The sequence below is a fragment of the Pseudomonas sp. AC112 genome, assembly GCF_979253545.1.
This window is the reverse complement of the sequence record NZ_CEEDCM010000001.1, coordinates 4759751-4774689: the sequence shown is the minus strand read 5'-3', so window position 1 is coordinate 4774689 and position 14939 is coordinate 4759751. Positions and strand designations below refer to the sequence as shown.

Genomic DNA, 14939 nt, shown 5'->3' with positions numbered 1-14939 from the left:
CTCAGGTGCGCGTTACAGCGGGTCGCGAGATGGCGTGCCATCCACCAGCCGCTGGATACGCAACGGGTTGGCGTTTTTCAACGCGTCGGGCAGCAGGCTATCAGGGTAGTTCTGGAAGCACACGGGGCGCAGGAAACGGTCGATGGCCAAGGTGCCCACCGAGGTGCCACGGGCATCCGAGGTGGCCGGGTACGGCCCGCCGTGCACCATCGAATCGCAGACTTCCACGCCGGTTGGGTAGCCATTGAGCAGGATGCGCCCGACTTTCTGTTCCAGCAGTGGCGTGAGTTCCACGAACTGCTGCAGGTCGGCCGGCTCACCAATGATTGTCGCCGTGAGTTGGCCGTGCAGGCCGTGCAAGGCCACGCTGAGTTGGGCCTGGTCGGCGACGTCGACAAACACCGTGGTGGGGCCGAACACTTCTTCCTGCAGCACTTCATCGCCCTCGATCAACAGGCGCACGTCAGCCTTGAACACCTGCGGGTGCGCTTGATTGCCGGCCTGCTGGCTGCCCGCCAGGTGCTGGATGCCAGGGTGCGCCAGGAGTTTTTCCAGGCCCTTGCCATAGCTGCCCAGGGTGCCGGCGTTGAGCATGGTCTGTGCCGGTTGGTCGCCGATCAGTTGCGCGACTTGTTGGGTGAACGCAGTGAATTCAGGCGAAGCGATGCCTATCACCAGGCCGGGGTTGGTGCAGAACTGGCCGCAGCCTTGTACTACCGAGGCAGTCAGGTCGCGTGCCACGCTTTCGGCCCGTGCAGTTAATGCCTGAGGCAGCACGATCACCGGGTTGATGCTCGACATCTCGGCGAACACCGGGATCGGCTGCGGGCGTGCCGCCGCCATGTCACACAGTGCACGGCCACCCTTGAGCGAGCCGGTAAAGCCGACCGCCTGGATGGCCGGGTGCTTGACCAGCGCTTCACCGACGCCACCGCCAAAGATCATATTGAACACGCCGGCCGGCATCTCGGTGGCCTCGGCCGCGCGGATGATTGCATCGGCGACGCGTTCCGCCGTCGCCATATGCCCGCTGTGGGCCTTGAACACCACCGGGCAGCCAGCCGCCAGCGCGGCAGCGGTGTCGCCGCCCGCAGTGGAAAACGCCAAGGGGAAATTGCTCGCGCCAAACACGGCGACAGGCCCGAGGCCGATGCGGTACTGACGCAAATCCGGGCGTGGCAGCGGTTGACGGTCAGGCAACGCCTTGTCGATGCGCGCGCCGTAGAAATCACCGCGACGCAATACCGTGGCGAACAGGCGCATCTGGCCGCTGGTGCGCCCACGTTCGCCCTTGATACGTGCAGCCGGCAGCGCGGTTTCGCGGCACACCAGCTCGACAAAATCATCCCCCAGCGCGTCCAGCTCGTCGGCCACTGCGTCGAGGAACTGCGCGCGACGCGATGCACTCAAGGCGCGGTAAGCAGGGTATGCCGCAGCAGCAGCCTTGGCGGCGGCGTCGACCTCTTGTGGTGTGGCCTGGTAGAACGCCTGGGGCAAGGCTTCGCCGGTGGTCGCGTCGAGGCTTTGCAACGTGACGCTGCCATTGGCGCTGCGCTGGCCGCCGATGTAGTTGTGGCCGAGGTACTGGGTCATGGGGATCTCCTTTAAAGGGTGACGACGTTGCCGGGCTCGAAGGCCGCCTCGCTACTGCCGACACGGTTGACCAGCGGCGCGCCGAACTCGGCCTGGCTGATCTCGAACACATCGCCGGCCTGGGTACGTATACCGTCGGCAAATGACAGCGTGGCGGTGCCGAAAAAGTGGATGTGCACATCGCCCGGCTTGAGGAACTGGCGGTATTTGAAGTGGTGGTATTCAAGGTTTTCCAGGCTGTGGCACATATTGGCCTCGCCGCTGAGGAATTCGTTCCGCCAGATTTCCTCACCGTTACGCAAGAGACGGCTGGTGCCCGCCAGGTGCTGGGGCAACTCGCCCACGCGCAACTCCGGGCCATAGCTGCAACTGCGCAATTTGGAATGGGCCAGGTACAGATAGTTCTTGCGTTCCATGACGTGGTCGGAGAATTCATTGCCCACTGCAAAACCGACGCGATAGGGCTTGCTGTCCGGCCCGATGACGTAGAGGCCACCGATTTCCGGTTCTTCACCGGCATCCTCGGCAAACGGTGGCACCGGGAAGGCCGCGCCGGGGCGCACGACGATGCTGCCGTCGCCTTTGTAGAACCACTCGGGCTGCACGCCCGCCTGGCCAGCCGCGGGCTTGCCGCCCTCCACGCCCCATTTGAAGATGCGCATGGTGTCGGTCAGCGCGGTGTCGTCACCGGCCTGGTGCATCTTGTCCCGCGCCGAGGCGCTGCCCAGGTGAGTCAGGCCGGTGCCGCTGATCAGCATATGGGCCGGGTCCGGGTGGTCCAGTGGCGGCAGGATTTTCAGGTCGGCCAGCAAGGTGGCGTAGTCGTAGCTGTCGCCCAGGCCCAGGCTGTCCACCTGTTGCGCCAGGCCGACACCGGCTTCGATCGCAGCCAGGGCCAACTCACGCACGCTGCGGGCCGTGCTGACTTCGCGCAGCTTGGTGCCATCGACCACGCCGACGCGACGCTCGCCATTACGCAACTCGAACTGAACTAAACGCATGCCATTTCTCCTGGATTAAGTACGTGTGGCGCCACGGGCACTGGCGGCGAATTGGTCGGCAGGCAGCACATGCTTGCGCTCTAGCAGGCGGTAAACCACCCAGGTCAGCACCAGCCCGAACACCATCACCCCGGACAAAAAGTACAAGCCCGATGCCAGGTTGCCGGTGTATTCCTTGAGCGCGCCGATCACGAACGGGCCGATATAGCCACCGAGGTTGCCCACCGAGTTGATCAAGGCAATGCCCGCCGCCGCACTGGCGCCCGCGAAGAAGCGCCCCGGCAAGGTCCAGAACACCGCCGTACAGGAAAACATCGCGAACGCCGCCAGGCACAGCGCGGCCATTTGCAGCACCGGCACGCTGAGCCAGGCGCTGCAGGACAGGCCGATGGCGCCCAGCACGTAGAGCACGGCGAGATGGCCGTAGCGGTCATTCAAACGGTCGGAACTGCGCGGGATAATCAGCAGGCCGATGATGCCGAAGATGTACGGCACGGCAGAGATGAAACCGGTGGTGAGGTCGCTGCCGCCGAATTGCTTGATCAGGGTCGGCAGCCACAGGCCCAGGCCGTAGATGCTCAGGGTCACCGGCAAGTAGAACAGCGCGAGCAGCAACACGCGCTTGTCTTTCAACGCATGCAGCGGGTTGCCATGGCGGGTCTGGCCGTAGGCTTGCAGGTCTTTGGCGAGTTCGCCAGTGAGCCAGGCCTTTTCGTCGTCGCTCATCCAGGTGACCTGCTTGGGGCCGTCCGGCAAATAGCGCAGCACGGGCCAGGTGAGCAGGATCGCCGGGGTGCCGATCACGATGAACAGCCACTGCCAGCCGTGCAGGCCAAGGATGCCGTCCATGCCCAGCAAACCACCGGACACCGGGCCGGTGATCATCATCGCGATGGGTTGCGAGAGGATAAACAGCCCAAGGATCTTGCCGCGATGGCGCACCGGGAACCACTGGGTGATGTAGTAGAGAACGCCCGGAAAGAACCCCGCCTCCGCCGCGCCGAGCAAAAAGCGCATGACATAGAAGCTGTGCGTCCCTTGCACGAAGGCCATGCCGATGGTGATGGCGCCCCAGGTGATCATGATGCGTGCAAACCAGCGCCGCGCGCCGAAGCGGTCGAGCATCAGGTTGCTGGGGATCTCGAACAGGAAGTAGCCAATGAAGAACAACCCCGCACCCAGGCCATAGGCGGCGTCGCCGATGCCGACGTCGGCGCCCATGTGCAACTTGGCGAACCCCACGGCGGAGCGGTCCACGTAGGCGATCAGGTACAGCAGGATCAGGAAGGGAATCAGTTTCAGCGTGATGCGCCGAATAAGCCGCAGTTCCTGGCTCATGGGGTCGATCTCCGATTGTTGTTTTTATAGAAGCTCGGGGGACGCCTCTCGCGAAAATTCGCCAGGGCCATACCTCAGTGAAGACCGACTATATAGTATGACTATTTGCAAAACAACTCTTCCAAAGCATCGATTTTGCGCTTATGTTTAAGCACGCATAGAACATATAGTCATACAATAAGAGAATCGATCATGCCTGATAAAAAGCCCGGCCTACGCTCTGCCCAGTGGTTTGGTACCGCCGACAAGAACGGCTTTATGTACCGCAGCTGGATGAAGAACCAGGGCATTGCCGACCATCAGTTCCATGGCAAGCCGATCATCGGCATCTGCAATACCTGGTCGGAGCTGACCCCGTGCAACGCGCATTTCCGCCAGATTGCCGAGCACGTCAAACGCGGCGTGATCGAGGCCGGTGGGTTCCCGGTGGAATTTCCGGTGTTCTCCAACGGCGAGTCGAACCTGCGCCCCACCGCGATGCTGACGCGCAACCTGGCGAGCATGGACGTGGAAGAGGCGATTCGTGGCAACCCGATTGACGGCGTGGTGTTGCTGACTGGCTGCGACAAGACCACCCCCGCGCTGCTGATGGGCGCGGCCAGCTGCGACGTGCCCGCCATCGTCGTAACCGGCGGGCCGATGCTCAACGGCAAGCACAAGGGCCAGGACATTGGCTCGGGCACCGTGGTGTGGCAGCTCAGCGAACAGGTCAAGGCTGGCACCATCACGCTGGATGATTTCCTCGCGGCCGAGGGCGGCATGTCGCGTTCGGCAGGCACCTGCAACACCATGGGCACTGCGTCGACCATGGCGTGCATGGCCGAGGCATTGGGCACTTCCCTGCCCCACAACGCCGCGATCCCGGCAGTGGATGCGCGGCGCTATGTGCTGGCGCATATGTCGGGCATGCGTGCGGTCGAGATGGTGCGCGAAGACTTGAAGCTGTCGAAGATTCTCACCAAAGAAGCATTCGAAAACGCGATCCGCGTGAATGCGGCCATCGGAGGTTCGACCAACGCGGTGATCCACCTCAAAGCCATCGCCGGGCGCATCGGCGTCGAACTCGACCTGGATGACTGGACCCGCATCGGCCGTGGCATGCCGACCATTGTCGACCTGCAACCCTCGGGGCGCTTCCTGATGGAAGAGTTCTACTACGCCGGTGGCCTGCCCGCCGTGCTGCGCCGTCTCGGTGAAGCCAACCTGATCCCGCACCCGAATGCCCTGACCGTGAACGGCAAGTCCCTGGGCGAGAACACCCAGGACTCGCCGATCTATGGCCAGGACGAGGTGATCCGCACCCTCGACAACCCGATCCGCGCCGACGGCGGCATTTGTGTACTGCGCGGCAACCTGGCGCCGCTCGGTGCAGTCCTCAAGCCGTCCGCCGCCAGCCCTGAACTGATGCAGCACCGAGGCCGCGCGGTGGTGTTCGAGAACTTCGACATGTACAAGGCGCGCATCAACGACCCGGAGCTGGACGTCGACGCCAACTCGATCCTGGTCATGAAAAACTGCGGCCCCAAGGGTTACCCAGGCATGGCCGAAGTCGGCAACATGGGCTTGCCCGCCAAGCTGTTGGCCCAGGGCGTGACGGACATGGTGCGGATTTCCGACGCACGCATGAGCGGCACGGCCTACGGCACGGTGGTGTTGCACGTGGCGCCGGAAGCCGCCGCCGGCGGGCCGTTGGCCACGGTGCAGGAAGGTGACTGGATCGAACTGGACTGCGCCAACGGCCGCCTGCACCTGGACATCCCCGACGCAGAGCTGGCGGCACGCATGGCCGACCTGGCGCCACCCGAGAAGCTGATCGTCGGCGGCTATCGCCAGCTGTATATCGACCATGTGCTGCAGGCCGACCAAGGCTGTGACTTTGACTTCCTGGTGGGTTGCCGTGGGGCGGAAGTCCCAAGGCATTCCCACTAATTGGGATGCTATGATGCCGCGTCTTTAAGCCAGAGCCTCCCTGTCGTCATGGATCACCAGCCGCCCAAGCCGCGCAAGAGCCAGCATGCCCAGATCGTTCAGGACTTGGGCATGCACATCGTTTCCGGTCGCTTCAAGCCTGAAGAACGGCTGCCCATGGAGGCCACGCTCTGCGAGGAGTACCAGGTCAGCCGCTCGGTGTTGCGTGAAGCCACGCGGGTGCTCAGCGCCAAGGGCCTGGTGTATTCCAAGCCACGGGTGGGCGCGGTGGTGCGGCCTCGGTTGAAATGGCACCTGCTCGACCCGGACGTGCTGTCCTGGTTGATGCAGTCCACGCCCCACAGCGAATTCTTCAACACCCTGGCCGGGGTGCGGCGCATCCTCGAACCGGAGATCGCCGCCATGGCCGCGACCACCGCCACCGATGAAGACATCGCCACCATCGAACAAGCCTACCTGGGCATGGAAACCGCGCAGACCCACGAACAGCTGCTACAGGCCGACCTGGACTTCCACCGCGCCATTGCCGACGCCACCCGCAACGACCTGCTGGCCTACATGTGCAATATGCTGTCGCTGCCGTTGCGCGAGTCGATCAACATCACCAACCGCCGCCCGGACATCCAGGGCCTGAGCCTGCCCCGGCACAAGGCGATCCTTACCGCGATCCAGAACCGCGATGCCCTGGGCGCGCGACATGCGTCGCTGGTGCAACTGGATGACACGCGGGTGGCGTTGGATACGGTGATGAATGTGCTCACGCCGCTCTGACCCCCAGACCAAAACACACGCTATCAGCTGAACACCGCTCCCACAGGTTTACCTGCGTACGCCTTATAGGGTGTAGGCGATCCCGACCTGAACGGTGCGGGGTTCGCCTGGGTAGGCATACACATTGCCGAACGCTCCCTCTTCATACTCGCGATTGAACAGGTTTTTCACGTCCAGGTTCAGCCGTACCTTGTCGTTGACCTTGTAGTAGCTGAGCAGGTCGACCACGGTGTAGGCGTCCATCGAGAATGCCGTGTTGGACGTCTGCCCGGCGCGCTCATCCACGTATTTAGCGCCGGCTCCCAAGCCCAGGCCTTTCAGCGTGCCGTCCTGGAATTCATAGACGTTGAGCAAGTTGAAGCTGTTGCGCGGGATGTTCAGCAAGCGCGTGCCAGTGCGCAGGGTGTTGTCCTTGGTGACTTCGGCGTCCACATAGGCATACCCACCGATCACGCGCCATTCAGGGGTGATATTGCCGGCGACATTGAGGTCGAAACCTCGGCTGCGCACCTGGCCGGCAGCGACACTGAAGGTTGAGTCAACTGGGTCGGTAGTGAGCACGTTTTTCTTCTCGATCTGGTAGATCGCCGCGTCGACACTGAGTTGGCGATCCAGCGCTTCCCACTTGATGCCCATCTCGTAGGACTTGCCCTTCTCCGGCTCAAAACCACCGCCTTGACGGCTGGCACCGGTGTTGGGCTTGAACGAACGGGCTGCGTCCGCGTACACCGCGACGGTGTCGGTGAGGTCGTAGATCACACCCATGCGCGGGGTGACCGCGTTATCGCTGGCTTCCCAGCTTTTACCGCCTGGCACGTAGGTGTGGTAATCGTGTTCGAAGCGCTCGAAGCGTGCACCAGCCAGCACTTTGAGGCGCTCGGTCAGGGCGACCTGGTCCTGGACGAAAGCGGCGTAGGTCTTGAGGTTTTCTTTGTCATGGGTCGGGGTGCGTGTGAGCGCCGGGCGCGGCTGGCCGTAGACCGGGTTGAAGATGTCGATGGCATAAGCGCCCACCGCGCCGCTGGAGCGCTGGATGATCGACTTGTAATCGTAGTCTTCGAACTCGACGCCGGTGAGCAGAGTGTGATCGAAGCCGGCCGTGGAAAAATGCCCGGTGAGGTTGAGCTGGGTGTCTTTGTCGGTCCACTCCAGCTTGCGGTAGTTGAAGTTGCGACCCAGGGTGCGGCCGTCAGCAGCCAGGCCGTTGGCTTCGATGGCGTTGCCTTGCAGGGTGCCGTCCAGCCATTGGAAACCGCCGCCCAGGGTCCAATTGTCATTGAGCAGGTGTTCGAAACGCAGCTGGGCCATGCTGTTGTCATTGTGCAATTTACCGACGTCTTTCTCGCCCCAGAAAGTGTCGCGCGACGGCGTACCTTTTTGGTTCGGGTAACGTGTCAGGCCACGGTCCAGCGGGTGATTGTTGCGCATGAAATCACCTTCGAAGATCACCTTGGTGGCATCGGTGGCTTGCCAGGTGATGACCGGGGTCACGCCGTAGCGTTCGGTTTCCACGTGATCACGGAAGGTGTCGCCGCCCTCGCCCACCACGTTCAGGCGATAGGCCACGCGGCCCTGTTCGTCCAACGGGCCCGATGCGTCGAGCGTGGCGCGCTGCATGCCCTGGTCATCCAGCTGGCTGCCGAGGGTCACCGTCGGCTCGGCCAATGGCTGCTTGGACACCACGTTGAAGGTACCGCCAGGATCGCCCCGGCCATAGAGCATGGTTGCCGGGCCGCGCAGCACTTCCAGACGTTCAATGGTGTTGGCGTCGGGCATGTTCGGATAGCCGCGGTTGATCGGGAAACCATTGCGGTAGAACTCGCCCGTGGTAAAGCCGCGCACAGTGAAGGTGGTGAGCCCTTGCCCGCCGAAGTTGTTGGCACGGCCAACGCCGCCGGCATAGTCCAGGGCGTCTTGCAGGCGGGTGGCGCCGATGTCCTCGACCACCGCCTTGGACACCACGCTGATGGACTGCGGGGTTTCGTGGATCGAGCTGTCGGTGCGCGTCGCACTGGCCGAGCGGGTGGCGTGGTAGCCCAGCACGGGCCCCTGGGCGGTTTCATAATCGGCAGTGCCGGTGATGCTGGTGGCTTGCAGCTCGATCGCGGCTCTTTCAACCGGTTCGACCTCCGCCCAGCTCAGAGGGGAAAACGCCTGAAGCACACACACGGAAACCAGGGTACGACGCATGAGATGAACCTAGTGAAAGAGCCAGATGGGGCGGCATATCTGCCAATTTTTGTGCGGCGCAGGGTATACCAACTTTCGCGCCATTGATATTTATTCTCATTTGTCATGTTCAAATTTGTACAAGCGTGCGCACGGTGGCGGCTAAGCTCAGGGTTCAGCCGGAGGATCCAGCCATGTGCGGACGACTTTCGCAGTACCGCGGCATTCATGATTTTGTGGCGGCCTTGAGCATGCCCAATGCCCTCGCCGACTCGGCGGGCGATCAGGCCCGTTACAACGTCGCGCCCTCCACCCTGGTGACGCTGCTGCATCTGGACAACGAGGTGCTGCACGCCGACCGCGTGCGCTGGGGCTGGCGCCCGCATTGGGCCAAGGACCGAGCAGCGCCGATCAACGCCCGCGCCGAAAAAGTCGCCCACGGTGCGTTCTTCCGGGCGATCTGGCCACACCGTGTGATAACGCCGGTGGACAACTGGTTTGAATGGGTGGATGAAGGCGGCCCGAAAAAGCAGCCTTACCTGATACGGCGAAGGGACGGCGCGCCCGTGCTGTGCGCCGCCATCGGCCAGCTACCCGACGCCGATGAAGGCGCGGGCGAGCACGATGGGTTTGTGATCATCACCGCCGACAGCGCCGGCGGCATGGTCGACATCCACGACCGCCGGCCGGTGGTGCTCAACCCGGCGCTGGCGCGTGAATGGCTGGACCCGGCGACAACTAAGGGCCGGGCCGAGCAGATTGTGCTGTTCCAGGGTGAACCTTGCGATGTGTTCGAATGGTTCAGGGTGGACACGGCGGTAGGCAATACGCGTAACGATGGGCCCGGTTTGCTTGAGCCCGTCGGCGATCAGCCTCAGCGATAGCGTTCCAACCAATGCGCATAAGGCGCAGGCAAGGTCCACGACGACTTCTCAACCCCCAGTTCCTTGGCTGCAAAGTACGCCCAATGCGGGTCTGCCAGGTGTGCACGGCCCACCGATACCAGGTCCAGATGCCCGGCCTGCAACGCGCCTTCGGCCAGCTGCGGGGTGCCAAAGCCCCAGGCCGAAGTCACCGGGATACCGGCTTCACGGCGCACACGCTCAGCAATCGGCCCCATGAATGCCGGGCCCCACGGGATGTTGGTGTCAGGGATGGTGAACCCGACGCTGACGCTCAACAGGTCCAGGCCACCGGCTTTGAAACGACGGGCCAGTTCGATGGATTCGGTGAGGGTCTGCTCGTCACGGCCATCGTATTCGATCACTCCGAAACGCGCGGTGAGCGGCAGGTTTTCCGGCCAGACTTCACGCACGGCGGCCAGGGTTTCCAGAAGGAAACGGCTGCGGTTGTCGAAACTGCCACCGTAGGCGTCGGTGCGCTGGTTGGAGTGTTCGGAGAAGAAGCTCTGGCCCAGGTAACCGTGGGCGAAGTGCAGCTCGATCCATTCGAAGCCGGCGTCGCGGGCACGGCGGGCAGCGTCGACGAAGTCCTGGCGCACCCGGGCGATGTCGTCCAGGGTCATCGCGCGCGGCACCTGCGGCAGGTTGGCACCGAAGGCGATGGCCGAGGGGGCGATGGTTTCCCAGCTGCGAGCATCGGAGGCGGCGATATGGTCGTCACCTTCCCACGGGCGGTTGGCGCTGGCCTTGCGACCGGCGTGGCCGATCTGGATGCCCGGCACCGAGCCGGCAGCCTTGATAGCCTTGACCATCGGCACGAAGGCCTCGGCGTGAGCATCGCTCCAGAGGCCGGCGCAGCCCGGGGTGATGCGGCCTTCCGGCGCAACGGCGGTGGCTTCGACCACCACCAGGCCAGCACCGCCACGGGCCATGCTGGCCAGGTGCACCAGGTGCCAGTCATTGACGATGCCATCTTCGGCCATGTACTGGCACATCGGCGGGATAGCGATGCGATTGCGCAGGGTGACGTCTTTAAGGGTGAACGGTTCGAACAAAGCGGACATGGAGAACTCCAGGAGCGAGTGAGTGATTCGATAGTTCGATGGTAATCGAACTATGGTATTCAACGATACCCCCCTGTTATGATTCATTTCATGCGAGCCTTTAAACACCCTCCCCTTGAAGACCTGACCCTCGAACGCCTGCTATACGCGTTGAGTGATCCGGTGCGTCTCGACATCGTACGCTGCCTGGCGGGTGTGCCCGAGGCCACCTGTGGCGAACTGGACGGCGGACGGCCCAAGTCGAGCATGTCCCATCACTTTCGCGTGTTGCGCGACGCCGGGCTGGTGCATACCCGTAGCGTGGGGACCACTCATCTGAATTCGTTGCGTGCCGAGGTGCTAGAGGAACGCTTTCCCGGTTTACTCGGGTGCATCCTCGCGCAGCACTGAGCCAGGATCAGGCTGGCGGATCACCCTCCCCCTGCACAGCATCACGGCTCGGCGCACCGCCGAATTTGAGTGCGCCAATGCGCCCTTGCAGTTGATCAACAAATTGCTGCGCCTCCAACCGTGTGTTGAACATCATGCTCAGGTCACCCAGGCGCAGCAGGCAACCCTTGGGTGAATCCACGTCTTCCAACTCAATCTTCATAGGTCCTCGCTGGTTTAATTGGCACAGGCAGGCGCGATCGCAGAGGCTCGCCATCCAGGTACACGCAGTCCTTGCCATTGCGCTTGGCTGCGTAAAGGTTTCTGTCAGCACATTTGAGTACCGTCGACAGATCGGCACCCGCCGAAAAGCGCGCCATGCCCGCACTGCACGTGTAGTGGTGCGGCGGCGCGACACTGCAGCGGATTGCCTGCAACAAGCACAGGGCAAACTCGCTGGCGACGTCTGGGTCATCCCCTACCACCAGGACGCCGAACTCTTCGCCGCCGATTCGTCCGAAGCTGTGGCTGCCCTTTGTGGACTTCAGGCAAGCGGCCATGGCGCAGAGGATCTTGTCGCCAATGTCGTGACCGAATTGGTCATTCTTCAACTTAAAACTGTCGATATCCAGCATCATGAAATGACCGCTTTGCCCTGTTTCGATCAGTTTTTCGAAACTTTCCATAAAGGCGCGCCGGTTCAATATGGAGGTCAAATAGTCGGTTTCCGCCAATTCGCGAAACTCACTTTCCACCAACAACACGGAACGCAGGTTTTTCAAGTAAGAAAAGTTCAGGTTAAACCCGAGCAGCACTGAAGAAACACAAAATATCAACAGATACATCTCCAGCCCACCCGGCAAGCCTGTTTCAATCACCGCCCACATTACCCACCAGATTAATAGCGCACTGAATAAGTAATCCTGAACGCTCACAAACAGGATGGAACTACTGATCACTAATGTTACGGTCAGCGGCAGTGCCAATATACGCAACTCGGCATTGGATCGAATCACATATGCAAAGCCGACCGACAGCACCACGATATAAACAACACCCAGTGCACGCCACATGAAAAAGTTAACGACAGCACGGTGCAACCTGTAAACCACCAGCAACGTGAGTGTGCAGACTGCAGCGTAAAAACCAAACACTTCTAGGGGATTAATCAACAGCACCGCCAACCACGCAACGATGCCGATCAACTGCGCTTGCGCCACCGCGGGTGACAGCAACCGCTGCATCCTCGGTCTGAGCTTTAAACTGGCCGGCATCCTGACACTCCCTGCGCATAAGCTGCCTAACTGTTGTGGGTCTGGCTCAGTTCAACACTGTGCAAACCGGACGCAAACGTAAATGCCATAAACCTTCGAACCAGGCTAATAAACGGCGGCAGCACCTCCAGCTGGGTCTTGGAATGAATTTTGAAATAGCCCTTGTCGGCGCCCTCCTGTACCAGGCGGATCACATGGGTCTTGGACACGGAAAGCTGCTGTGCCAGCGCCAGGTAAGAAGACGATCTGAAACTTGCGCCGTTGCCGCCCTGCCCGCAGGCGTCGTTATAAATAGCCAGCATCAGCATGTGGCCGCCGTCGCGCTTGACCAGCCAATAGCACTCAGGCAACAGCACATCAATTGCCAGCTTATTGTTCAGCAGCGTCGCATAGCCTTTGAAGTAGAGGGCCAGGAACGCCCGATCATCCAGTTCGCGCAATTGCGTGAACACCGCCCGTTCAGGGCACATCACCGCCAACGGGTCGGTGATGGACGTCATCATCACCCTCACCTCTCGACACGCCTGCGTTGATGGCGTGAAGGTCCGGAAGCGGCTGTCTTCCGGATTCACCCTGACGTGCATGAAGCCCAGCGCCCTGAAGAGCAGGAAAATGGATTCGAGGCTGTTTCTCGAACAGAACCCCTGCGCAACGCAGAAGGCTTTGACTTCGCACAACAACGGCATCGGCTTGGAAAAGTATTCGCTCAATAAGGCGAAAGACACCATCAAACGGCTGTACTTAAGCGCACTTTTATAGAAAAACGGTCTTTTCGAATAGTTATCGAGCAACACTGCGTAGTGCGCCCGAATGCTCGATTCAAAATCCACATGCCGCTCAAATGCCTGCGCGGAATGATCGATTGCCAACTTCAACGACCTGACACACATGAGATAGAGCCCTGATCAAATAACTTCAATTCACTGATCTTGGCCGCAGCTTCTCTGCGCCCAGGTCTCACAACAACTCACGTCGTAAACGCTGCCAGTGCTGGCGTTTTGCCCGTACGCAATGTATCGCGATTACTCCACATGACATCATGGCTACCAAAATTGTTCCAAAATCTTCCTCACCATGACATTTATATGTCCATGCGCACTCTTGTGACATTTGCTTACATCTATTCCCAACCCTACCAAATATGGTCTTAAATACCACCCACCAAATACGCTAGGGTCGCGCAACTGCTCAACTAACAAGAAAGTTAGCGTGCAGACGCAGCGCGGTAACAAATAACTAACTCGTCGCCACCAAGGCCGACATTTCGAGCTGATTAAACCCATGAAGCTCTCGATGAAACTCGGCATTGAGGTGGTCAGTGCCATTGATAAAAACACAGTACTCGCCCGAATGAGAAACCGTCATGAATAGCTCGATCATCCTGTTTGCCGACACTATTGAAACCAAAATCAACCACATCGTGGAAAACGCGCGCGTCTTGCAGCAACACGGGCATGAAGTCATGGCGGGCAACGTCATTGAACAAGCGCATGTCGTGCTGGCAGCGCTTGAGGTGCTGCGCCAGGAAGAGATCGACATTCGCGGCACTTAAACGATTCAGGCGCCAGGCGAACCTTTGCCGTTAACCCGCGTCCGAGCTTAAGCACTGTTGCTTACCGCTCGCGAGGTTCTCGTTTGAAAGCCGCCATCATCAAAAAGTACCGCCTGATCATCAAGACCATGGGCTACGTGGGCTGGGCGCTGTTCTGGCTGTTGTTGTGGGACGTCGCCGTCACCGTGGACTTCATGTTGTTCCTCACCTACAAGATCAATCTGCCGCTGATGCCCCTGACCCTGCTGGGTTCGGCGCTGGTGGTGCTGATCAGTTTTCGTAACAGCAGCGCCTACAACCGCTGGTGGGAAGCCCGTACCCTGTGGGGCGCGATGGTCAACAACTCGCGCAGTTTTGCGCGCCAGGTACTGACCCTGCTGGACGATCCCGACGACGAAGTGAACCCGGTCAAGGCCACCCTGCTGCGTCGCCATGTGGCCTATGTGAATTGCCTGGCCGCGCACCTCAAGGGCCAACCGTGCCCCGAAGAAGTCCGCGCGTTTATCCCCGGCGATGAGTTTGCGCGTAACGGCGCCACCAACAACTTTGCCAACGATATCCTCACCGGTTCAGCGGCGTTGCTGGCACGGGAGTACAAGGTCGGTCACCTCGACAGCATTCGCCTGGCACGGCTGGAGTCGACCCTGGTGGATTTGTCCAACGCCCAGGGCGGCATGGAACGGATTGCCAACACCCCGCTGCCCTACCCCTACGTGTATTTCCCGCGCCTGTTTATCTCGCTGTTCTGCCTGATCGTACCGGTGGGCCTGGTGGAGTCCCTGGGTTGGTTCACCCCGCTGGCCTCGACGGTGGTGGGCTTCATGCTGCTGGCCATCGAGCGCATCGGCACCGACCTGCAAAGCCCGTTCAACTCCAGCGAACACCAGATCCAGATGGACACCATCTGCGAAACCATCGAGAAAAACCTGCAGTCGATGCAGCGTGATGCGCTGGGTGGCGAGCGCATCGGTTAAACC

14 protein-coding genes are annotated in these 14939 nt (G+C 61.0%); 6 read left to right on the top strand and 8 right to left on the bottom strand.

From position 1 onward, the window contains the following. Nucleotides 1-12: 12 nt before the first annotated feature. Genes AC0IYN_RS22255 through AC0IYN_RS22245 form a run of 3 tightly spaced genes read right to left on the bottom strand, consistent with a single transcriptional unit; the run spans nucleotide 13 to nucleotide 3932 of the window. Nucleotides 13-1593 (bottom strand): aldehyde dehydrogenase (NADP(+)), encoded by a 1581-nt coding sequence (locus AC0IYN_RS22255; protein WP_471843259.1) that lies wholly within the window; start codon nucleotides 1591-1593, stop codon nucleotides 13-15. 11 nt (nucleotides 1594-1604) lie between these two features. After that, complete coding sequence (gene araD1 / locus AC0IYN_RS22250; RefSeq protein ID WP_471843257.1) at nucleotides 1605-2594, bottom strand: AraD1 family protein; 990 nt, start codon at nucleotides 2592-2594, stop codon at nucleotides 1605-1607. A 15-nt stretch (nucleotides 2595-2609) separates the two neighbouring features. Further along, the gene (locus AC0IYN_RS22245; RefSeq protein WP_471843255.1) at nucleotides 2610-3932 is read right to left on the bottom strand and encodes an MFS transporter; all 1323 of its coding nucleotides are present in this window, start codon (nucleotides 3930-3932) and stop codon (nucleotides 2610-2612) included. 192 nt (nucleotides 3933-4124) lie between these two features. Here AC0IYN_RS22245 and AC0IYN_RS22240 point away from each other — a divergent pair, with 192 nt between their 5' ends. After that, on the top strand, nucleotides 4125-5861 hold the full coding sequence (locus AC0IYN_RS22240; RefSeq protein ID WP_457239221.1) for an IlvD/Edd family dehydratase: 1737 nt from the start codon (nucleotides 4125-4127) through the stop codon (nucleotides 5859-5861). 48 nt (nucleotides 5862-5909) lie between these two features. After that, the gene (locus AC0IYN_RS22235) at nucleotides 5910-6632 is read left to right on the top strand and encodes a FadR/GntR family transcriptional regulator (protein WP_078049097.1); all 723 of its coding nucleotides are present in this window, start codon (nucleotides 5910-5912) and stop codon (nucleotides 6630-6632) included. Between the two features lie 63 nt (nucleotides 6633-6695). Here AC0IYN_RS22235 and AC0IYN_RS22230 read toward each other — a convergent pair whose 3' ends face one another. Next, the gene (locus AC0IYN_RS22230) at nucleotides 6696-8822 is read right to left on the bottom strand and encodes a TonB-dependent siderophore receptor (protein ID WP_457267941.1); all 2127 of its coding nucleotides are present in this window, start codon (nucleotides 8820-8822) and stop codon (nucleotides 6696-6698) included. A 173-nt stretch (nucleotides 8823-8995) separates the two neighbouring features. On the opposite strand from AC0IYN_RS22230, the gene AC0IYN_RS22225 reads away from it, so the two are divergent. Beyond that, nucleotides 8996-9685 (top strand): SOS response-associated peptidase, encoded by a 690-nt coding sequence (locus AC0IYN_RS22225; RefSeq protein ID WP_457267940.1) that lies wholly within the window; start codon nucleotides 8996-8998, stop codon nucleotides 9683-9685. Here AC0IYN_RS22225 and AC0IYN_RS22220 read toward each other — a convergent pair. After that, nucleotides 9676-10767 carry an NADH:flavin oxidoreductase/NADH oxidase gene (locus tag AC0IYN_RS22220; RefSeq protein WP_078049100.1) on the bottom strand — a complete coding sequence of 364 codons (1092 nt, stop codon included), beginning with the start codon at nucleotides 10765-10767 and terminating at the stop codon, nucleotides 9676-9678. The genes AC0IYN_RS22225 and AC0IYN_RS22220 overlap by 10 nt on opposite strands. 78 nt (nucleotides 10768-10845) lie before the next feature. Here AC0IYN_RS22220 and AC0IYN_RS22215 point away from each other — a divergent pair, with 78 nt between their 5' ends. Further along, nucleotides 10846-11157 (top strand): ArsR/SmtB family transcription factor, encoded by a 312-nt coding sequence (locus tag AC0IYN_RS22215; protein WP_078049101.1) that lies wholly within the window; start codon nucleotides 10846-10848, stop codon nucleotides 11155-11157. A gap of 7 nt (nucleotides 11158-11164) precedes the next feature. Here the strand turns inward: AC0IYN_RS22215 and AC0IYN_RS22210 are convergent, their stop codons facing one another. From AC0IYN_RS22210 to AC0IYN_RS22200, 3 genes are read right to left on the bottom strand one after another with little or no spacing between them, the layout of a single operon-like run. After that, nucleotides 11165-11359, bottom strand: a complete 195-nt coding sequence (locus AC0IYN_RS22210) for a hypothetical protein (protein WP_100520203.1) — start codon at nucleotides 11357-11359, stop codon at nucleotides 11165-11167. After that, on the bottom strand, nucleotides 11349-12410 hold the full coding sequence (locus tag AC0IYN_RS22205) for a GGDEF domain-containing protein (protein ID WP_406596384.1): 1062 nt from the start codon (nucleotides 12408-12410) through the stop codon (nucleotides 11349-11351). Before AC0IYN_RS22205 ends, AC0IYN_RS22210 begins: the two co-directional genes overlap by 11 nt. Before the next feature lie 26 nt (nucleotides 12411-12436). Continuing rightward, nucleotides 12437-13279: a hypothetical protein gene (locus tag AC0IYN_RS22200; protein WP_406596383.1), complete on the bottom strand. Its 843-nt coding sequence runs from the start codon at nucleotides 13277-13279 to the stop codon at nucleotides 12437-12439. A 494-nt stretch (nucleotides 13280-13773) separates the two neighbouring features. Between AC0IYN_RS22200 and AC0IYN_RS22195 the strand changes: the two genes are divergently transcribed. Continuing rightward, the gene (locus AC0IYN_RS22195; RefSeq protein WP_406596382.1) at nucleotides 13774-13962 is read left to right on the top strand and encodes a hypothetical protein; all 189 of its coding nucleotides are present in this window, start codon (nucleotides 13774-13776) and stop codon (nucleotides 13960-13962) included. A gap of 83 nt (nucleotides 13963-14045) precedes the next feature. Then, a complete protein-coding gene (locus tag AC0IYN_RS22190; protein ID WP_010211227.1) occupies nucleotides 14046-14936 on the top strand; it encodes a bestrophin family protein in 891 nt (296 codons plus the stop codon). Nucleotides 14937-14939: the final 3 nt, after the last annotated feature.